This window comes from Mesorhizobium sp. ISC15 (genome assembly GCF_037162615.1).
Lineage (GTDB): Bacteria > Pseudomonadota > Alphaproteobacteria > Rhizobiales > Rhizobiaceae > Mesorhizobium > Mesorhizobium mediterraneum.
In genome coordinates, this window is record NZ_JAVSPX010000001.1 from 6150712 (window position 1) to 6171021 (window position 20310).

Sequence of the window (20310 nt, forward strand, 5' to 3'; positions counted from 1 at the left end):
AAGCGCTTCACGCCGCCTGCAAGGACGTCCGCGGACCTGTTCCGGCCTCCGCTATCCTGTTGTTGGACCATGATGTTCTTCGAAAAGGCGTTCGCCCTTTGCAAAGTGATGCTCTACTTTGAAGGGACGGTATGAGGGACCGATTCACCGGAAGAAGGCAGCATTGAAGTCGGGGAAGCATCCATGATCGACGACGAGCCGGACAGCGAACGCGTCTCGGCGCTGGCGCCGTTCCGGCACGGCATTTTCCGCGCCGTATGGTCCGCCAGTCTGGTTTCGAATTTCGGTGGCTTGATCCAGGGCGTCGGCGCCGCCTGGATGATGACGACGATCGCCACCTCGTCCTATCAGGTCGCGCTGGTCCAGGCGTCGACCACCTTGCCGATCATGCTGTTTGCGCTCGTTGCCGGTGCGATCGCCGACAGCTTCAACCGGCGCAAGGTCATGCTGATTGCTCAGATCTTCATGCTGGTCGTCTCGGTTCTGCTGACCGTCTTCACCTACCTTGACTTGATAACGCCATGGACGTTGCTCGCCTTCGCCTTCCTGATCAACAGCGGCACGGCGCTTTACAACCCGTCATGGCAGGCTTCTGTCGGCGACATGGTGCCGCGCCCCATGCTGCCGGCTGCTGTTGCGCTCAATTCGTTGGGCTTCAACCTGACCCGCAGCGTCGGCCCGGCGATCGGCGGCATCATCGTTGCCGCCGCAGGAGCGGCCGCGGCCTTTGCCGCTAATGCGCTGAGCTATGTCGCGCTCATGATCGTGCTGGCCCGCTGGAAGCCGGATCTGCCGGCCTCGACACTGCCGCGCGAGACGCTGGGCGCGGCGATGGGCGCCGGCCTGCGCTACGTCGCCATGTCGCCCAATATCGGCAAGGTGCTGGTCAGGGGTGCGGCTTTCGGCTTCAGCGCCGGCGCGGTTCTGGCGTTGCTGCCGCTGGTGGCGCGCGACGTCGTCAAGGGCGATGCCTTGACCTACGGCATCATGCTCGGCGCGTTCGGCATCGGCGCGGTCGGCGGCGCGCTGATCAGCGTCCGGCTGAGGCAGATCCTGTCCAGCGAGACGATGGTGCGCATGGCATTCGCCGGCTTCGCGCTCTGCGCCTTCAATGCCGCCGTCAGCGACCACGCCTGGCAGACGTCGCTCGGGCTGCTCATCGGCGGCGCCTGCTGGGTGATCGCGCTGTCGCATTTCAACGTCACGGTGCAGATGTCTACGCCGCGCTGGGTGGTCGGCCGGGTGCTGTCGGTCTATCAGACGGCGACCTTCGGCGGCATCGCGCTCGGCAGCTGGATTTGGGGTGTCGTCGCCGATGCGCATGGCGCCGAATTCGCGCTGATCGCGGCTGCTGTCGCGATGCTGGCGGGCGGCGCGATCGGCCTCTTGCTGCCCTTGCCGCAGCAGGCGGTGCTCAATCTCGATCCGACCAACCGTTTCAAGGAGCCGCATCTTGCGCTCGACCTCAAGCTGCGCAGCGGCCCCATCGCTATCATGATCGAGTACATCATCCGCGAGGAGGACGTGCCGGAATTCCTAGCCACCATGGCCGAACGCGGCCGCATCCGACGCCGTGACGGCGCCCGCAACTGGACGCTGGCGCGCGATCTCGAAAATCCCGCAATATGGATCGAGCACTACCACACGCCGACATGGCTCGAATACATCCGCCACAATAAGCGGGCCACCCATGCCGACGCCGTTATCGGCGAGCGCGTACGCGCGCTGCACAGCGGCGACGAGCCGCCGCGCGTCCGCCGCATGATCGAGCGTCCGACAACCGCCGGCACGGCGATCGTCATGCCGAAAGGCCCGATCGAGCACTAGGCGGCGGCCCACCCTGCGCCTTAGGATGCAGCGCGCAGGCTCGTACGGACACGCCGCCTGCTTGTAGCGCGGGCCTTCTCCGCCACGACACCGGTGATCTCGACCACGCCGTCCTCACGCGGTCTGGCGTTTGTGACCTTGTGGAGACGCTCATAGGGCAACAGTTCCTTGACCCGAGCATCGAGCAACGCGACTTCGGCTCGCAGGTCCTCGCATTCCTGCCTCTGGACATCGAACTGTATCTGTTCGGATGCCTGCTGCAGGGAAAGCTGCGAAAAATTCGCGTTCACCGTCGAAAGGTTCATCTTGTCGTTTTCGTTCTCCTTTCTGAGAGCAGACAACCTTTCCTCCGCGATTTGCTTTTCAGCCACAGCGTCGCTCCATTGAGCCTTGAGCTTGGCGATCTCGCTGGCGGCTTCACTGTTCTCGTTCAAGGCAACCTCCAATCGCGATTGGAGGTTCCGAATTTCGGAACGCAGGCCGCCGATCTCCGTGAAACTACGCGCACGCTCGGCTTCTCTGTCACCTTCCATGATACGGGCCGCTTCCGTCATTTCCGACAGCTTCGCTTGCGCGACATCGAGCGATTTCTGCAGCCGCATTTCCTCTTTCTCGCTCTTGCCAAGCGCAGCCAGCACTTCCGAAAGTCGCGCCGTCTCATTGGCATGAATCGTCGAGAGTTCATCCAGCCTGTGCCGCGCCTCAACTTCCCGTTTCAGCGCCTTGTCGAGGTCGATCGACAGGCTGACATGTTTTTCCCGCAGTATCTCGTTCTCGCGCGAGCATCTGTTGGCCTCGGCCGTTCTGGCCGAAAGCGTTGTGACGAGGTCACCGAACTCCGCTTCGCGTTCTGCGCTCGCATTGCCTGCCACGACGAGTTCCAGCCTTGCTGCAGCCAGCGCACGGCGAAGTGCCTCCTTGTCCTCGATCAGGCCTGTCTCGCGCTGCTGCAGGGCCTCGACAGCGCTTTCACGCTCACGCTGCTTTCTGGTAGCATCGTGGAGCTGCTCCGACAGCACTCTTTGCTGGGTGGTCAGGCCGACATTTGCCAGTTCCAGTTCGTTGGCGCGAAGAATGTCCCCGTGAAGCAGCTTCAGGAATTCGCCTGTCAGATGATGCGAGGTCGCGATCTCCGACAGTTTCGTATTGATCTCCTCCAGATACTCCCGCGCATCGTCAAAGAGCCCATCGACGGCATTTAACGCAGCCAGTCGGGTTTGTGTGTGAGAGGTCAGGCGTCGAGCGGTGCCAGCGTCGTCCTCGGGCTGAGAGTTGTCATTCTTTGCCGCGAGATTCTCATCCGGGACGGCCTCCAACGGCGACTGGTCGTCCAGGTTGAGGCACTCATCGAATGCGTCCGCCAAATCGGCTTCAAGCTCCTTGAATGCTCTGTCCACCTTCTCGGCGCGCTTCATCAGACTTTTGATTCTCATGACTGAACCTCCCCCTCGTGTAGCGCCATCATGGGGTCTTGATCCTCGCCTCCCGGATACGGGTTCATCCTATCTCCCCTGACGCGGTCGACGCGTGAGATGACCGCTCTAGAATCTGCTGTCATGGCCCGTTTACCCACTCGGAGCGCAGGGGGCCGAGTCCAAGCTAGGGACAGGCTTGACCACTGTCCTCGTCTGTTTGAATGACGCAAACCGTGTAACTGCCCTGATTGTAGCCGGCTTTGGAAACAACCCACCGGAGGAACGTCCGCCAGAGTTCCAGATTGACCGCCGCGACCATCGTCGTGCTCCCTTGTTGTTCACGACGTGACATGCCGGCCGGTAAGCCTAGCCCTCGCCCGATAGGTCCCGCCTCGCCTTGTCGAGCTCCTCGGCATAGCGCCGCATCAGATGGCCTTCGGTCAGCAGCCCGACGACGACGCGGTCGTCGTCCGCTATCGCGAGAGGACGCGAATACGACTCTGAAACTCCCCACGATCGACATAACATCCGCGCAAATGTCGCCGCCCCGTGTTCGGATTGAACGATTGGCGGCCGTGGAGCACCCGGCGATTGTCGAACACCGCCATTTCGCCGGCCTTGAGGCGGTAGGCTATTTGGAAACGCGAGCCGCGGATCATCATCATCAGCTTGCGATAGGCCGCGTAAAAGGGCGCGCAAATGTCGGAGGGAAGGTCGATGACATCGACAAGATGGGCGTTGAACCGTAACTCTGTCACTTCTCCATCGCGTCGCGTTACGATCACAGGAAACCTACCGCGCAGATCGTAGTTTTCGTCGTGAAAACGATAGGGTATCTCGACCTCGCACAAGAGACGGTAGGCTTCAGGATCTTCCGCCTGTAACGCGGCCACGATCGCAAACCCATCGGCAAAGACCGATCCACCGCCTTCAGCTTCGTTCGCGATACAATGAAGGAATTGATAGCCGGGCGGCACCTCCTGGTTCGCGAGATCGGTGTGTAACGGCAGGGCGACCGGCGTATAGGCCAGGTTGTTCGGTTTCGGCATCGACACGACCTCGAACATGGTGCCGAAATTTGTCTGGCGCAGGAACCCTATCCGCTCGGCCGCGCGCCGCCCGGCGTCGGGATCATCGTCAAGCCCATCGACGATGGAGAGCCCGTATGCAGCCGTTGCCTTCAGCCAGGCGAGCAGATCGGCATCGCTTTGCAAGATGTCTCCGGCGGAGTGACGCGGTATGGTTTCAAGATCGATCGAGCCGTCCCAGAGTTTTGGAGCGATGTCAGCCGGATCGTTTCTCTTTCTGCCCGGACGATAGGATTCAAAGAACTGGCCCGGGAATTCCTCCTCAGCCTGGTCGTTCAGCCAGACAATGCTCACAGTGCCGCCTCTGTCTTGCACGCTGATCGGTCTGAGTGAGGGCTCCACCCTGGTCAGGTCGAATATCCGCTCTTCGGTCTGCGGGTGAAACGCCGATGGCGCATTGTCCTTTAGCCAGAGCCAAGGATAGCAGACTGTTTCGCCTGACGAGAAAGTTACGGCAAGCGCGGTCTCCCGGGCTTCCACGGAAAGCATGGTATTCATGACGGTGTCTCTCTGAACACAGAATTTGATTTTCAGCTCGGATCAGGCCCGCAGGCCATCAACCCAACGGTGGTGGCCACCACAAGCTCGGCTTCCCATAGCGATGGGATCCGGGATTTCTGTTCGGTTCTTCGAGCACTCGATCTCCAGGTAGAAACCTGATTCAAGCAACATGGCGATGGTAGCGGTCATTTGCCGGCAGTGTCCAGCTAAATGCAATGGGACCGCCATCCCCCTCTGGGCTGGCCTCGCGGACAGCCCGGCTTCACTGCGGCGATAAAACCCATCTTCATCTCGGGGAACCGCGTTGACGTAAACGTCAACCCAAAGCTATATGCGCCAGCGACCGTGATCGCGAAATGCGCAAGGCGGCGACTTCGGCCGGACCGAAGTGCCAATGTGCGACAAACGCAACGAGACGAGGAGAACGGCCATGGGCGTTCAGGAAATTGCCGACAAGATCAGCGCGCGCGTGGCGAGTGCCGGGTTCGATCGTTCCGTGAAATTCGATACCGGCGGCGACGGTGTCATCGTCATCGACGGCGCTAATGTCTCGACCACCGACGCGCCGGCCGACTGCACCATAAAGCTTTCGCTCGACGATCTGGAGTCGCTGATCGCAGGCGATCTCAACCCGACCATGGCGTTCATGTCCGGCAAGATAAAGGTCGAAGGCGACATGAGCGTCGCCATGGCGCTGAGCCAGTTGATCGGCTGATCCACTCCAATCCGGGATGAAAAGAAGACGCCGCCCGATGGGCGGCGGCTTGTTTCCGATCCGTCAGGCCGCGAGCGGCAGCCGCTGTGCCTTCAGCTTGCGCCCTGCCGCCTTCAGCGTGCCCTGCGCGTCGGCGAGCGCGCCTTCCACCAGTTCCAGCGCCAGCAAGCGGTGCCGTTCGTAAGGTCCCGGCATGGCCAGCGAGCCGGTCTTCTCGGCCGAGAACCCGAAGCGATCGTAATAGGGCGCATCGCCGACCAGCAGGATCGCCGCATGGCCGAGACGCGCGGCTTCAGTGATTGCATGGCGCATCAGCGCCGAGCCGATGCCGGCATGCTTGATTGTGGGATCGACGGCGAGCGGGCCAAGCAGAAGGGCTGCCCGACCGCCCTCGCCCAGCACGACATCCCATAGCCGCACCGTGCCACTCACAGCGCCCGAAGCATCGTGCGCGACAAAGGCCAGGCCTTCCGAAGGCCGACGGCCGCGCCGCAGCTTTTCCGACGATTTTTTCCTGCGCTTCGGCCCCATGGCGCGATCGAGCAAAGCCTCGCGCGCCGGAACGTCGGCAGCGGTCTCGGCGGTGATGGCAAAAGCACCAGCAATCTCCCCCCTCGAGGGGGAGATGTCGCCAAAGGCGACAGAGGGGGTCGCCGCGCGTGAAGCGCCGACGCCGTGCGGTCCAAGAGAGGTCGCGTCAGCCGGACCGACCCCCTCTGGCCTGCCGGCCATCTCCCCCTCGAGGGGGGAGATTCCGCGCGCAGCGTCTTCAACAATGAAATCTACAATTTCCATTTCCGCGATCCTTCACGAGCGGATTGTTCCACAGGCGAGCCCGGGCGGGCGACAGGCGCCCACCTGGGATGATCTGAGCGGTTCTTTCGAACCGTCAGATCACGTAGGATCGGAGAGGCTCGAAGCCGTTGAAGGCGACCGAGGCGTAGGTCGTGGTGTACGCGCCGGTGCCCTCGATCAGCACCTCGTCGCCGATGGTCAGCGACAAGGGCAGCGGATACGGCGTCTTCTCGTACATCACGTCGGCCGAATCGCAGGTCGGGCCGGCGAGCACGCACGGTGCGGTCTCGGTGCCGTCATGCGCGGTGACGATCGGGTAGCGGATCGCCTCGTCCATCGTCTCGGCGAGACCGCCGAACTTGCCGATGTCGAGGAACACCCAGCGCACATTGTCGTTGTCGGCCTTCTTCGAGATCAGCACGACTTCCGACTTGATGACGCCGGCATTGCCGACCATGCCACGGCCCGGTTCGATGATGGTTTCCGGGATGGCGTTGCCGAAGTGCTTGCGCAGCGCCGAGAAGATCGCCTGGCCATATGCCTGTGCCACCGGCACATCCCTGAGATAACGGGTCGGGAAGCCGCCGCCCATATTGACCATCTTGAGCACGATGCCTTCCTCGGCGAGCGCCGCGAACACCTTCTTGGCATCGCCGAGCGCACGGTCCCAGGCGGTCAGGTCGGTCTGCTGCGAGCCGACATGGAACGACACGCCATAGGCGTCGAGCCCGAGCGTCCTGGCATGGCGCAGCACGTCGACCGCCATCGCCGGCACGCAGCCGAACTTGCGCGACAGCGGCCATTCGGCACCTTCGCCGTCGGTCAGCACGCGGCAGAACACACGGGCGCCGGGCGCAACGCGGGCGATCTTGTCGACCTCCTCGACGCAGTCCACCGCGAACAGCCGAATGCCGAGCTGATAAGCGCGCTGGATGTCGCGCTCCTTCTTGATGGTGTTGCCGAAGGAGATGCGGTCCGCCGGCGCACCGGCGTCCATCGCCATCTCGACTTCGGCAACGGAAGCGGTGTCGAAGGACGAGTCCATCGCAGCAAGGAGGCGCAGGATCTCGGGCGCCGGATTTGCTTTCACCGCATAGTAGATTTTCGAATCGGGAAGCGCCTTCTCGAAGGCGCGGAAATTGTCGCGCACGACATCGAGATCGACGACGAGGCAAGGGCCGTTCGGACGTCGGGTGGCGAGGAAGTCAAGGATGCGCTGGGTAGCCATCGGGGTCTCTCCATCAGCGCCTTTCGGCGCGCACAAAGGCTGCGGGACGCGGGTCATCGACCTCGCGAACACGCGGTGGACAAAGGCGGGACGTCAAATCCATGGAACCAGCCGGTGGAGACCCCGGAACCATGAAACGCCGTCTCGCGGCGGTGAACCTTGGCCTTGCCCGGCCTCGGTTCGCTTTGTCTGCCTTGGCTTGGATGGGAGACCCGTCCGCACTGCCGGCAATGAAGGTGTGCCTCTTCAGTAACCCCGGTCTTTGGACGACCGGCAGAACACCAGAAAGGCCCGCACCGTCGTTGCTTCAAGGTGTCCTCGGTCTGGCGGTTGGCCGCTAAACCGACTGGAGGGGTTGGCTCCAGTTACCTTACCGATATCCCTCACCATTTTGAGGATCGGCGGACACCCACAGGCACGTGCGACTTTGGGCAAGCGCGATATAAGGTCGAAGGATTTCACAATCAATAAAAATCGTACGTCAGGTTGTAAAATTCCTAGCATCGAACAATGTTGCAACAGCTGTATCCGGATATCGAACGAATGACAGGCACTCGCGGCCCCCTGAACGCTTTTCTCGACCTAGACGATATCCCTGTATCCAATGCGCAGTCCGGCCCGCTTGCCGGCCTGCGGCTGGCCGTCAAGGATATTTACGACGTGGCCGGCTACCGCACCGGCTGCGGCAATCCGCAGAAATACCAGGAGGTTTCACCCGCCCCCGCGACAGCGCCGGCCGTCCGGGCGCTGCTTGATTCGGGCGCGCGCTTCGTCGGCAAGACGCAAACGGATGAACTGGCCTTCTCCCTGATGGGGCTGAACGCGCATTTTCCGTCGCCGGTCAATCCGGCAGCGCCGGACCGCATCACCGGCGGCTCGTCCTCAGGTTCCGCCGTTGCGGTCGCTAGCGGGCTGGCCGACATCGCCGCCGGATCCGACACCGGCGGCTCGATCCGCGCCCCGGCAAGTTTCTGTGGCTTGATCGGCCTCAGGGTCACGCATGGCCGCATTTCGCTCGATGGCACCATGCCGCTGGCCCCCTCCCTCGATACGTTCGGGTGGTTTGCCAAGGACATGACCACCTATTACAAGGTCGGCGCGGTGCTGCTCGGTGACGATCTGCACCGCCACCAATTGCAGCGTCCCATCGCCCTGGATGCACTGGACGGACTCATGCTCGGCCTGCAGGAGGCGGACGAGTATCGCGGCGTGGTCCAGCATGTCTCTTCGGTGATCGGCACGCCGCGGATGATCGCGCCGCTCTCGCATTCGACCGACGATCTATACTGGTGCTTCCGCAAGCTGCAGGGGTACGAGGCCTGGCAAAATCATGGTGCCTGGATCTCGCAGAGCAACCGGATGCTGGGCCCCGGCGTCAAGGAACGCTTTGAGCATGGCGCGACCATCGACGCCGCGACGGCGCGACATGAAACGGAGCGCCGCGACGCCTTCCGCCTCGAACTCGCCGAGCGTCTTGGCGAGGATGGCGTTCTTGTACTGCCGACCGTTCCGGGCGCCGCCCCGCTTAAGGCCGATTCCTTCGACGATTTACAGACGTACCGTGAACGCGCGCTGAGACTGTTGTGTCTTTCCGGCCTGTCCGGCTTTCCGCAAATCACCCTACCGCTAGGCCAAGTCGACGGCGCTCCATTCGGCCTGTCGCTGCTTGGACCGAAGAACAGCGACCGGCAACTGATTGCGCTCGCCGCGCGCATCCTTTCAGCCCGCCAAAGGAGCGCATGACATGGATACGCTGACCCGCATGCGCGCCTTCATCGACGTGGTCGAGGCCGAAGGTTTTTCGGCAGCGGCGCGCAAGATCGGCCGCTCCAAGGCGCTGCTGTCGAAATATGTGCGCGAGCTGGAGGACGAGCTCGGTGCGCTGCTGCTCAACCGCACCACGCGGCAGTTTTCGATGACGGAGGCCGGCCATACCTATTATCGCCGCGCCTCGGAAATCGTGCGCGAGGTCGACAGCCTGGCCGATGCGGTGCGCGAATCCTCCGGCGACGTTCGCGGCAGGATCAAGCTTTCAGCGCCGCGCACCTTTGCTGACGCACCGATCGGCCAATCGCTGATCGACTTCGCCAAGCAGCATCCCGACATCGTGCTCGACATCCATCTCGACGACCGCTTCGTCGATCTGGTCGAGGAAGGTTTCGATCTCGCCGTGCGCATTTCGCGGCTGGAAAACTCCTCGCTGATCGCGAGGCGTCTGGCGCCGTTTTCGGTGCGCCTCTGCGCATCTCCCGAGCTGATCGCCAAGCATGGCATGCCGGTGCGGCCGCAGGACCTTGGCCGCGTGCCCTGCATCATAGACACCAATGGCCGCTGGCTGACCAACTGGCCGTTCAAGGGCGACAGTGGCGATACGGTAACCGTCTCGGTCTCCGGTCCGATCGAGGTCAACAGTCCGATGGCCGCAAGAGCCGCCGCGGTGGCTGGATTGGGATTTTCCATCCTGCCCGATTTCATCGCCGCTCCCGACATCGAAAGCGGCCGGCTGGTGACTGTGCTGGATGACCGCATCCTTTCGGGTAGCGGCATTTTCGCAGTCTATCCGAACCGGCGCTATTTGCCTGCCAAGGTTCGCGTTTTTGTCGATTTCCTGGTGCAGTGGTTCAAGACGAATGACAGCGCATGAGCTTTCAGCCGCTTGGCGGTCCTATTTTCGCCCCCTTTCTGGTAACTCTCGATATTTACCGAAGTCGATGGAATCGCGACCGAGAATGCATCTGAAACGGCAAGCAATCATGATGGCTTCGGCCATGGCGGCGACATTTGCCATGGTCGTGCCGGCCGAAGTGCATCCCCACGTCTTCGCCGAGGCCCGCCTCGAAGTGGTTCTCAGCCCGGATCACCAAAGTGTGAAGGCGTTGCGCCATCTCTGGCGCTTCGACGATTTGTTTTCGAGCACGGTGATGATGGAATTCGACAAGAATTCTGACCTGAAGCTCGACGACAAGGAGCTGAAGGAAGTCGCCGACACCGTCCATGCTTCGCTGGCGGAGTTCAATTATTTCCAACTCGTCACCGTCGACGGCAAGGACGAGGCGATGAACCCGCCGCCGCAGCTGATGGCCAATTTCGAGAACGACCAACTCATCATCCTGTTCGAATCCGAACCGAAGGCGCCGATGAAGCTGGCCGGCAAGATCGATATCGGCGTCTACGACCCGACCTTCTACACGGCGATCGATTTCACCGAGGATGCCAATCTGCAGGTCGACGGCATGCCGTCGAAATGCACGAGCAAAGTCGTTCGTCCGAACCCCGACGAGGCGATCGCCGAGAACCAGAAGACCCTGACGGACGCCTTCTTCAACGATCCGACAGGCACCGATATGAGCAAGATCTTTGCGACCAAGCTTGAAATGAACTGTCAGCCAGAAGGATAATCCGGTGACGAAACCGTCCCTGCGTTTGGCTTTCGGCCTTTTGGCCGTCGCCCTTGCGATGACGCATTTCCTCGGCGCCGCCCACGCCCAGAGCTCGCTCGGCATCGGCACCAATGACGGGATAGCTCCCACCACCGGCCCGTTCGCCCATGTCCTGATGTGGATCAATCTGCGCCAGCAGGAATTCTACCGCGCGCTTGCCGGCGCGATGAAGGCGATGCGCGAGGACGGCAGCAAGTTGTGGCTGCTTATCGGCCTGTCCTTCGCCTATGGCATTTTCCATGCCGCCGGCCCCGGTCACGGCAAGGCAGTAATCTCGTCCTACATGGTGGCGAACGAAGTCGCGCTCAAGCGCGGAATCATGCTGTCCTTCGTCTCGGCCCTGCTGCAGGCGCTGACGGCCATCCTGGTAATGATGCTCGCCTACTTCGTCTTGCGCGGCACCGCTATATCGATGACCGATGCGGCATGGTTCCTCGAAATCATGAGCTATGTCTTCGTCACTCTGTTCGGAGCCTGGCTTTTGTGGCGCAAGACCGGCCCCGCCATTCTTCGCCTGTTCGGCGCGAGCCCTGCCTACAGCCTCTCGGCGGCCCATGCCGGCCATTCGCACGCAGGCCACTCACATTCTGCACATGCACATTCGGCGCATTCCCACGCGCTTCACGCCAATGCGAATGACGACCATGATAGCCACGATCATGGCGCACACGACCATCACCGTGACCGTGGCGGGCACGAGCATCATCACCATGCGGCGGGCGAAGTCTGCGAGACGTGCGGACATTCACACGCGCCCGACCCGGCGCTGCTTTCCGGCGACCGCTTCGACTGGCGCACCGCCTGGACGGCGGTGGCTGCGGTCGGTATCCGGCCCTGCTCGGGCGCGCTGATCGTGCTGAGCTTTGCCATGCTCAACGGGCTGTGGTTCGGCGGCATCCTGTCGGTGCTGGCCATGGCGCTCGGCACCGCGATCACGGTCTCGGTCTTGGCGACGTTGGCGGTGACGGCCAAGAACTGGGCGGTCTATTTCGCCGGCGACGGCCGCATGGGCAACCGCATCCACTCGATCGTCGAGATCGGCGGCGCCGCTTTCGTCTTCCTGTTCGGGTTGCTGCTGCTTTCGGCGAGCCTAGCGACTGGCGGATGACGCCTTGATCGGACGCGCAGCCCTCCAGTACTGACTACGAATTGTCGATCTCAGCGCCGCCCCTCATCGCCCTGCCGGGCACTTCTCCCCGCATAGTGACGGGGAGAAGGAGCTGGCCGCGCTGCTTCTGGCAGCGCTGGCGATTGGCGAAGCCGTCGATGAGAGGACCCCTCGCCCCGTTTACGGGGAGAGGATGCCGGCAGGCAGGTGAGGGGCAGTGCCGAGGTCGACAATGGCGTAGTACCGAAGGCGGCAGCCCACCATGACCTGAATATCAACGTAAGTTAGATCTTCCCGTCCAGCTCGTCCTCGATATGGGCGCGGATGATGTCGTCGAAGCTGGTTTCGGCGGCAAAGCCAAGCTCCCTTGATCGCCGCGCCTCGAACCGTGTCGGCCAGCCCTTCACGATCGCCCAGATCGTGTCGTCGGGCTCCTCGCGGATCAGGTTCACCGCCTTGGCGCCGGCAATGCGCTCCAATGCCTCGATCTGCTCGCCGACCGTGACGGCGACGCCGGGCATCGTCAGATTTCGGCGCGGACCGACGGCGCTGCCGTCGATCCCTGCTGCGTGGATCAGAAAATTCACCGCCGAGCGCGGGCTGGCATGGGTGTGCAAGACAGAGCGCGGCACCGGCAATATCGCTTCCTGGCCGCTCAACGGCTCACGGATAATGCCGGAGAAGAAGCCCGATGCGGCCTTGTTCGGTTTTCCGGGCCTGACGCAGATGGTCGGCAGCCTGATGCCGATGCCGTCAAAGAAGCCGCGCCGCGTGTAATCGGCGAGCAGCGCTTCGCCCATCAGCTTCTGCGTGCCGTAGGAGGTCAACGGCGTCGGGTGGAATTCGTCTGATATAACGTCCGGAAATGGCGCGCCGAACACGGCGATCGACGAGGTGAAGACGATGCGCGGTGCAAACCCGGTCAGCCTTATGGCATCGAACAGCGCCCTGGTGCCGTCGAGATTGACGCGGTAGCCGAGATCGAAATCGGCTTCCGCCTCGCCCGATACCACACCTGCCAAGTGGAAAATCACGTCGGAGCGCGACGCGACCAGCCTTTCCGTCGCGCTCGGCGCAGCAAGATCGCCGGTGTGGATGACAACATCGACGCCTTCCAGGACCGGCGCCCGCGGCGGCACGATATCGTGAAGGTCGAGCGCGGCGATCTTCCGGCCGCTGAGCGTTCCGTCTTTCGCCAGCCGGGCGATGAGCTTGCGGCCGACCATGCCTGCCGCACCGGTTATCAGGATACGCATATCATTTTCCTCTTTTGCGCTGGCTGCGACCGCGCAGCCAGAACACGACAAAGATCGCCACCATGAAGACAGCGGCAATAGCAGCCGCAAGAATGGTCGAGACGCGGCCGACCGCCAGCATCACGGTTGGCAGATAGTAGGCGGCGATGCCGAACAGCAGCAGCACCCAGAGGGCGCCTATCGCCGCATTGCGCGTGTCGCGGTCCATCAAGTCGTCCCGACGCGGCGGGAATTCATCAAGTTCGTTACCAATGCCATGGAACTCCCGGTGTCAGTGATAGTGGCCACGATGCGGAGCCGCATCGTGCGCATGGTCGTGCTCGCCGTGGTGCTCATCATGGCTGTCGGCGCATTGGCCGAATTCCGGTTCCACGGTGGCGTGGGCAATTCCATGCTCGGCGGCAAGCCGCTTCTTGATGGCGCTGACCGCTTTATGGGCATCGACGCCGTCGTTGAGACAGGCATGCAAGGTCGCCATGTTGCTTGACCCGTCGAGCGACCAGACATGCATGTGATGGACCTCGCGCACGCCCGTGATTGTCCCCTCTATATCCCTGGCGATCAGGTCGCGATCGAGCCTTGCCGGCACGCCTTCGAGCAGGACATGGGCTGCTTCGCGCATCAGTGACCAGGCCGTGGACAGGATCAGCAGCGAGACAAGGACGGACAGGATCGGATCGATAGGCGTCCAGCCCGTCGCCAGGATGATCAGGGCAGCTATGATCGCAGCCGCCGAGCCAAGCAGATCGCCGAGCACGTGCAGGATGGCGCCGCGCATGTTCAGGCTGTCGCGGTCGCCGCCATGCAGCACGAAGAAGGAGCCGACATTGACCAGCAGACCGGCGACCGCAACGACCAACATCGGCCCGCCGAGCACGGGCGCAGGCGTCAGCAAGCGTTCCCAGGCCTCATAGATGATCCATAGCGCAATGGCGAAGATCGCGATGCCGTTGGTATAGGCGACCAGCGTCTTGACCCGGCCGAAACCATAGGTGAGACGAACGGTGGCCGGCCGGCCAGCCAGATGAAAAGCATACCAGGCAAGGCCGAGCGCGATGCAATCGGCAAGCATGTGGCCGGCATCCGCCAGCAGCGCCAGCGATCCGGTGAAGAGACCGCCAAGCGCTTCCACGACCATGAAGCCGGCAGTCAGGCAGGCCGCGATCAGCACCCGTTTCTTGTCGGTAGAGCCGTGCACATGACCGGCGCCGTGGCTGTGGTCGTGCCCCTGCGAACCGTGATCATGGGTATGCGCCATTCACGAACTCCCGCTACGCACCGAACTCGGCACGGAAATCCTCGAGCCGTCGCTTCTGCCGGCCGTCGCCCTCGAAATTGGCCGGATCGAGCCATGCCTCATAGGCTCTGCGCAATGCCGGCCACTCCTTGTCGATGATCGAGTACCACGCGGTATCGCGGTTTTCGCCCTTGACCACAAGATGCTGGCGAAAAATGCCCTCGAACTTGAAGCCGAAACGTTCCGCCGCGCGCTTCGACGGCTCGTTACGGTTGTTGCATTTCCATTCGTAGCGGCGATAGCCAAGCTCGTCGAAGATGTATTTCATGAACAGGAACTGCGCTTCCGTCGCCGCCGGCTTGCGCGAGATCAGCGGACCCCAATAGATGTTGCCGATCTCGATCACGCCATAGGCCGGATCGATGCGCATCAGCGTCTGGCGCCCGGCAATTTTTCCGCTGGCCTTGTCGATGACGGTGAAGAACAGCGGATCTTCGCTGGCTTCGGCCTTGTCCAGCCAAGGCTGGAAGGCGGCACGGGTCTGCGGTGGGTAGTCAGGCAGCCAGGCGAAGCGGCCATCCACGTCGGGCACCGAGGATGCTTCAAACAAGCCGCCGCCGTGCTTTTCAGCGTTGAGCGGTTCCAGCCTGACATAGCGCCCCTCCAGCACTTTGCGTTCGGGCCGCGGGCGCGGTTGCCAATTCTCGAGATTTTCCGACACCAAAAACTCCAATCCGTTTGACTTTTGTGAGCGGACGCTCACAAAAACGGTCGCTCGGCGAAAGAACCACACGGACGGGAAAAATGCTCCACACGATTTCGGCCTTCGACCGCCTCGGCGAGGAAAATGCCTTCGCGGTGCTGGCGCGTGCCACCGCGCTTGCCCATCAGGGCCGCGACATCGTCAATCTCGGCATCGGCCAGCCCGACTTCAAGACGCCGCAGCACATCGTCGAGGCTGCGATCAAGGCGCTGCGCGACGGCCATCACGGCTATACGCCGGCCAACGGCCTGCTGGCGACACGCGAAGCGGTGGTGCGCCGCACGCTGACCACCACCGGGGTCGAGGTGTCGCCTGAGTCGGTGATGATCCTGCCCGGTGGCAAGCCGACCATGTTCGCAGCGATCCTGATGTTCGGCGAACCGGGCGCTGAAATTCTCTATCCCGATCCCGGCTTTCCCATCTATCGCTCGATGATCGAGTTCACCGGCGCCGCCCCGGTACCGGTGCCAATGCGCGAGGAGAACGGCTTTGCCTTCTCGGCGCAGGAGACGCTGGCACTGATCACGCCGAAGACCAGGCTGCTGATCCTCAACTCGCCGGCCAACCCGACCGGCGGGGTCACCCCCCGCGCCGAGATCGAGAAGCTGGTCAAGGGGCTGGAAGCGCACCCTGATGTCGCCATCCTCTCTGACGAGATCTACGACGTGATGACCTATGACGGCGAGACACACTGCTCGCTGCTCAATTTCCCTGAAATCCGTGACCGGCTGATCGTGCTCAACGGCTGGTCCAAGACCTGGGCGATGACCGGCTGGCGCATGGGCTGGTCGATCTGGCCGAACGGCGACAAGGGCGCCCACCTCTACGACAAGGTGCGCAAGCTGGCGGTCAATTGCTGGTCCTGCGTCAACGCGCCGAGCCAGTATGCCGGCATCGCCGCCATCGACGGCCCGCAGGACGACGTCGACAAGATGATGCGCGCCTTCGACCGCCGCAGGAAGGTCGTGGTCGAGGGACTGAACGCCTTGCCTGGCGTTTCCTGCATCACGCCGAAGGGCGCATTCTATGCCTTCCCCAACGTTTCGAAGACCGGCTGGAAGGCCAAGAAGCTGGCGTCCGCCCTGCTCGAGGATGCCGGCGTGGCGCTGATCGGCGGACCTGATTTCGGCATTCTCGGCGAAGGCTACATCAGGCTGTCCTACGCCAATTCCGAAGAGAACATCCTGCGCGCGCTGGAGCGGATCGAGGCGTTTCTGGGCAAATGAGGACAAGCGCATCCCCAGGGAAAATCGGAATCGATTTTCCCTGGGGATCATGCGCAAATCAAAGTGCCACAGCGCTCTTTGCGCGTTCGGCGATAGAATTCACGACCGAAGAAAGGTGACGTCAGATGTTCTATGCCATCCTCGCCTATCACGTGGAAGAAGCGATCACGGCGCTGACGCCGCAGGAGGATGCGGCGTTGATGACCGACCTGCTCCAGATCAACGAGCGGCTATACCGGGAAGGTAGCCTTGGCCCGGCGGCGCGGCTCGGGGCGACACAAGACGCGTGTACCTTGCGCGGGCCGGGCGCCGGAATGGTCATTGACGGACCCTTCGCCGAGACCAAGGAGCAATTGTTGGGACTCTACGTCGTCGACTGCGCCACGCGTGATGCCGCGATCGCGATTGCACGCGACCTTCGTCGCGTCAATCCGACCGCCGTCTACGAAATCCGTCCAATCTCGCTATATCTTCCCGGCGTGGCGCTTCCGGTCACGCAGTCCTAGAGCGGCTGCTCACCCTCGCCCGACGTACGGCATTTTCGTCGCCATCACAGTCATGAACAGCACATTGGCGTCGAGCGGCAGGCTGGCCATATGAACGACGGCATCGGCGACGCGCTCGACGTCCATCACCGCTTCGGCGGCGATGGAGCCATTGGCTTGCGGCACCCCGACCGTCATCGCCTGCGCCATGTCGGTCAAGGCGTTGCCGATGTCGATCTGGCCGCAGGCGATGTCATAAGGCCGGCCGTCCAGCGCCAGCGTCTTGGTCAGCCCGGTAATGGCGTGCTTGGTCGCGGTATAAGGCACCGAGCCCGGCCGCGGCGCGTAGGCCGAGACCGAGCCGTTGTTGATGATGCGGCCACCCATCGGCCGCTGCCTGCGCATGGCGCCAAAGGCGGCGCGGGCGCACAGGAACGAGCCGGTGAGATTGACCCCGACGATGTCGTTCCACACCTCGACGGGGATCTCGTCGATCAACGTCGACTTGTAGCTCGTGCCGGCATTGTTGAAGAGCAGGTCGACACGACCGAAAGCCGCCGCCACCGTCTCGAACATCTCGTCGACCTGGTCGGCCTTGCTGATGTCGCAGGCAACCGCCAACGCTTTGGCTTGTGTCGATCCGGCCTCGGCGATCGCCTCTTTCAGCACCTGCTTGCGGCGTCCGCAGAACACCGTATTCCAGCCGGCCTTGAGCAGCGCCGTGGCGACGCTTTTACCGATGCCCGTGCCGGCGCCGGTGACGATGGCGGTTTTGTAGTCTGTCATAACTGTCCTCCTACAGCGCCGTATGTCCGCAAGGACGCTATAGCACCTTGATTTTGAGCAATTTGATTTTGCGCATGATCGCGTCCAAAAATCGATTCCGATTTCGGGTTATGCGCTAGCTGCGCCGACAAAAAGGGCGGCCATTGGCGGCCGCCCTGATCTGAACCGGGCTTGGGAGGAGGAAGCCGATCCGACTGCCTAAAATCATGCGCTCGCCGGGTTAACGAGACGTTAGCGCGAAATCTGGCCAGTCAGCTCCCTACGGTTGCAGCCTACCAGCGCGAATTGGGAGCGGTCTTGCTAGCCGCCTTTGCTGCCTCGCTGGCGCCCTCCGCTGGCACCTTTGCCGCCGACACCGTCGCCTCGACATGGTCGACCAGCGCGTCCGGCAGGCCGAGGCGGCCGGCGAGCAGATCGAGATAGCCGCGTTCGGCACGCGTATCCGGATCGATGGTGAGCCGCGAGGCGGTGTAGAGTTCGAGCTTCTGCGCGTCGGTTTGGGCGCCAGCGACCAGCGTATCCAGATCGAGCGGCGTTTCCAGCTCCGACATCAGGAATTTCTCAGCGTCGGAGCCGATGCCCGCGAGGCTGAGCTTGCCGGCGATCTTCTGCCGCTCGCCGTCGTCTATATGGCCGTCGGCCTTCGCCGCCGAAATCATCGCCCGCACCAGCGTCAGCGTGAATTCGTCCTCGCCTTGCGGCGCCTGCGAGGGATGGAAGGCGGTGTCAGCGGGCGGCGGCAGCAATTCCGGCTCACCGGCAACCTGCGTCTCAGCCGGCGCACTGCCGCTCTTGTAGTTCTGGTAGGCCTTGTAGGCGAGGCCACCGATCGCGGCCAGGCCACCGAGCTTCACCGCAGTGCCGGTGATCTGACGGCCAGCGCCGGTCCCGAGCAGCACCGCGGCCAGCGCGCCGGCCGCCAGGGGATTGTCCTTGGCCATCTGCACAGCCTGCCCCCCTTTTTCGCGGACGGTCGACCCCGTCCCGGGAATTTGCGAGCCGAGCAGATCGTCGAGGAGCTTCTTGGGATCGAACATCAATGCCTCCAGAATTGGCCCGGCCGAACGTGCACGGGCAGGTTTCGGACGTTGAAGAGGTAGGCCCCGCATATTGACATTACAATGACGGGTGGGCGCCTTGCCAGTGATGACGCAAACGAGCAGGTGGTGTCAGGATATGCGTGTTCCTAACGCATCGGCCCGAAAATCCGAATCGATTTTCGGAAAACACAATGCGTAGATTCAAAATGTTAGAGCGTACTTTGTGCCTCCAAGCTGACGCACGTCGCTCTAGAGCAATTCCAGGAAAAGTGTGAAACGGTTTTCCGTCCGGAATTGCGCAAAACAAAGAGATAGAGCGGTTCGGCGTTTCCGTGAAACGATGAAGCGCTCTAACCGCCGATGTGCGGGTCCCTGCCTTGCGCTTGCGCAAGCTCGACCTGGCGCTGGCGCTCGGCGTAGCGCGCGCGATCCTCGTCGGAACGGGCATCGAAGCAATGCGGGCATGAGGTGCCGGCGGCGTATTTCGGCGACAGCCGCTCCTGCCCGGTCAGCGGATGCCGGCAGGCGCGGCACAGTTCAGCCTCACCCTCGACCAGGCCGTGAGACACCGAGACGCGCTCGTCGAAGACGAAGCACTCGCCCTGCCAGAGGCTCTGTTCGGCGGGCACCTCTTCGAGATATTTCAGGATGCCGCCCTTGAGATGGAACACATCCTCGAAGCCGAGCGACTTCACATAGGCTGTCGCCTTCTCGCAGCGTATGCCGCCAGTGCAGAACATCGCCACCTTCCGGCCGACGAGTTCGGCCCGATGCTGATCGACCCAGGCCGGGAATTCGCGAAAGCTCGTCGTGGCGGGATCGACCGCGCCCTTGAAGGTGCCGATCGACACCTCATAGGCGTTGCGCGTGTCGATGACGATCGTGTCCGCATCCGAGATCAGCGCGTTCCAGTCGGCTGGCGCGACATAAGTGCCGGCGCTTGCCGCCGGATCGATATCCCCAACGCCCATGGTGACGATCTCGCGCTTCAGCCGCACCTTCATACGGTGGAACGGCATCTGCGCGGCGCTGCTGTACTTGACCTCGAGACCGGCGAGACCTTCGATGGATTCGAGATGCTCGATGAGCGCGGCGATATCAGCTTCGCTGCCGGCGACCGTGCCATTGATGCCCTCATGCGCCAGAAGCAGCGTGCCTTTGATACCGCGTCCGCAGCAGAAGACGGCGAGCGGCGCACGCAACGCTTCGAAGTCGTCGAGCCGGGCAAACCTGTAGAGCGCGGCGACGCGGAAAGTTTGATTGGGCAGTGTCATCGCCGAAGCCACTAAACGCTCATGAAAGCCGATTCAAGGCTGACGCGTGGACCAGCCTCTCCTTGGTGGCTTTGACAGTCGGGCTGACGGCATTGCCGGCAGTGCGTGACATCGCGACACGCTTCG

The 20310-nt window shown here is 62.5% G+C and carries 19 protein-coding genes; 8 read left to right on the top strand and 11 right to left on the bottom strand.

All coding sequences use genetic code 11. The annotated features are described in order from the left end of the window. The first annotated feature begins 183 nt into the window (after positions 1-183). Positions 184-1827, top strand: a complete 1644-nt coding sequence (locus RPG13_RS29700; protein WP_337126667.1) for an MFS transporter — start codon at positions 184-186, stop codon at positions 1825-1827. A gap of 20 nt (positions 1828-1847) precedes the next feature. On the opposite strand, the gene RPG13_RS29705 is transcribed toward RPG13_RS29700, so the two are convergent. Both RPG13_RS29705 and RPG13_RS29710 read right to left on the bottom strand, forming a co-directional pair. After that, positions 1848-3260 (bottom strand): hypothetical protein, encoded by a 1413-nt coding sequence (locus RPG13_RS29705; protein WP_292645372.1) that lies wholly within the window; start codon positions 3258-3260, stop codon positions 1848-1850. Between the two features lie 455 nt (positions 3261-3715). Next, the gene (locus RPG13_RS29710) at positions 3716-4828 is read right to left on the bottom strand and encodes a TauD/TfdA family dioxygenase (RefSeq protein ID WP_126105151.1); all 1113 of its coding nucleotides are present in this window, start codon (positions 4826-4828) and stop codon (positions 3716-3718) included. Positions 4829-5261: 433 nt separating this feature from the next. On the opposite strand from RPG13_RS29710, the gene RPG13_RS29715 reads away from it, so the two are divergent. Continuing rightward, positions 5262-5546 carry an SCP2 sterol-binding domain-containing protein gene (locus RPG13_RS29715; protein ID WP_095484241.1) on the top strand — a complete coding sequence of 95 codons (285 nt, stop codon included), beginning with the start codon at positions 5262-5264 and terminating at the stop codon, positions 5544-5546. 63 nt (positions 5547-5609) lie between these two features. Here the strand turns inward: RPG13_RS29715 and RPG13_RS29720 are convergent, their stop codons facing one another. After that, a complete protein-coding gene (locus RPG13_RS29720; protein ID WP_337127073.1) occupies positions 5610-6173 on the bottom strand; it encodes a GNAT family N-acetyltransferase in 564 nt (187 codons plus the stop codon). 262 nt (positions 6174-6435) lie between these two features. Continuing rightward, positions 6436-7569 carry an ornithine/lysine decarboxylase gene (gene odc2, locus RPG13_RS29725; RefSeq protein ID WP_337126668.1) on the bottom strand — a complete coding sequence of 378 codons (1134 nt, stop codon included), beginning with the start codon at positions 7567-7569 and terminating at the stop codon, positions 6436-6438. A 543-nt stretch (positions 7570-8112) separates the two neighbouring features. Between odc2 and RPG13_RS29730 the strand changes: the two genes are divergently transcribed. From RPG13_RS29730 to RPG13_RS29745, 4 genes are all read left to right on the top strand, one after another. Beyond that, positions 8113-9312 carry an amidase gene (locus tag RPG13_RS29730; RefSeq protein WP_337126669.1) on the top strand — a complete coding sequence of 400 codons (1200 nt, stop codon included), beginning with the start codon at positions 8113-8115 and terminating at the stop codon, positions 9310-9312. Position 9313: 1 nt separating this feature from the next. Beyond that, positions 9314-10213 (top strand): LysR family transcriptional regulator, encoded by a 900-nt coding sequence (locus tag RPG13_RS29735; RefSeq protein ID WP_337126670.1) that lies wholly within the window; start codon positions 9314-9316, stop codon positions 10211-10213. 85 nt (positions 10214-10298) lie between these two features. Beyond that, complete coding sequence (locus RPG13_RS29740; protein ID WP_337126671.1) at positions 10299-10967, top strand: DUF1007 family protein; 669 nt, start codon at positions 10299-10301, stop codon at positions 10965-10967. A gap of 4 nt (positions 10968-10971) precedes the next feature. Continuing rightward, positions 10972-12117 (top strand): nickel/cobalt transporter, encoded by a 1146-nt coding sequence (locus RPG13_RS29745; protein WP_442921367.1) that lies wholly within the window; start codon positions 10972-10974, stop codon positions 12115-12117. A gap of 284 nt (positions 12118-12401) precedes the next feature. On the opposite strand, the gene denD is transcribed toward RPG13_RS29745, so the two are convergent. The 4 genes from denD to RPG13_RS29765 all read right to left on the bottom strand — a co-directional run bounded on the left by denD (position 12402) and on the right by RPG13_RS29765 (position 15331). Continuing rightward, positions 12402-13373, bottom strand: coding sequence for a D-erythronate dehydrogenase (gene denD, locus RPG13_RS29750; RefSeq protein ID WP_337126672.1), 972 nt, complete (start codon positions 13371-13373; stop codon positions 12402-12404). A 1-nt stretch (position 13374) separates the two neighbouring features. After that, the gene (locus RPG13_RS29755) at positions 13375-13581 is read right to left on the bottom strand and encodes a hypothetical protein (RefSeq protein WP_128241839.1); all 207 of its coding nucleotides are present in this window, start codon (positions 13579-13581) and stop codon (positions 13375-13377) included. 63 nt (positions 13582-13644) lie between these two features. Then, positions 13645-14631, bottom strand: a complete 987-nt coding sequence (locus tag RPG13_RS29760; protein ID WP_292220620.1) for a cation diffusion facilitator family transporter — start codon at positions 14629-14631, stop codon at positions 13645-13647. A 13-nt stretch (positions 14632-14644) separates the two neighbouring features. Next, positions 14645-15331: a GNAT family N-acetyltransferase gene (locus RPG13_RS29765; RefSeq protein ID WP_127294558.1), complete on the bottom strand. Its 687-nt coding sequence runs from the start codon at positions 15329-15331 to the stop codon at positions 14645-14647. 83 nt (positions 15332-15414) lie between these two features. On the opposite strand from RPG13_RS29765, the gene RPG13_RS29770 reads away from it, so the two are divergent. Both RPG13_RS29770 and RPG13_RS29775 read left to right on the top strand, forming a co-directional pair. After that, positions 15415-16599 carry a pyridoxal phosphate-dependent aminotransferase gene (locus RPG13_RS29770; protein ID WP_292624616.1) on the top strand — a complete coding sequence of 395 codons (1185 nt, stop codon included), beginning with the start codon at positions 15415-15417 and terminating at the stop codon, positions 16597-16599. Between the two features lie 125 nt (positions 16600-16724). Next, the gene (locus tag RPG13_RS29775; RefSeq protein ID WP_292624618.1) at positions 16725-17105 is read left to right on the top strand and encodes a YciI family protein; all 381 of its coding nucleotides are present in this window, start codon (positions 16725-16727) and stop codon (positions 17103-17105) included. A gap of 9 nt (positions 17106-17114) precedes the next feature. Here RPG13_RS29775 and RPG13_RS29780 read toward each other — a convergent pair whose 3' ends face one another. The 3 genes from RPG13_RS29780 to trhO form a co-directional block, all read right to left on the bottom strand. Then, positions 17115-17870, bottom strand: a complete 756-nt coding sequence (locus tag RPG13_RS29780) for an SDR family oxidoreductase (RefSeq protein WP_128241834.1) — start codon at positions 17868-17870, stop codon at positions 17115-17117. A gap of 272 nt (positions 17871-18142) precedes the next feature. Then, on the bottom strand, positions 18143-18907 hold the full coding sequence (locus tag RPG13_RS29785) for a tellurite resistance TerB family protein (protein ID WP_095484085.1): 765 nt from the start codon (positions 18905-18907) through the stop codon (positions 18143-18145). 353 nt (positions 18908-19260) lie between these two features. Continuing rightward, complete coding sequence (gene trhO, locus RPG13_RS29790) at positions 19261-20184, bottom strand: oxygen-dependent tRNA uridine(34) hydroxylase TrhO (RefSeq protein WP_337126673.1); 924 nt, start codon at positions 20182-20184, stop codon at positions 19261-19263. Positions 20185-20310 lie beyond the last annotated feature (126 nt).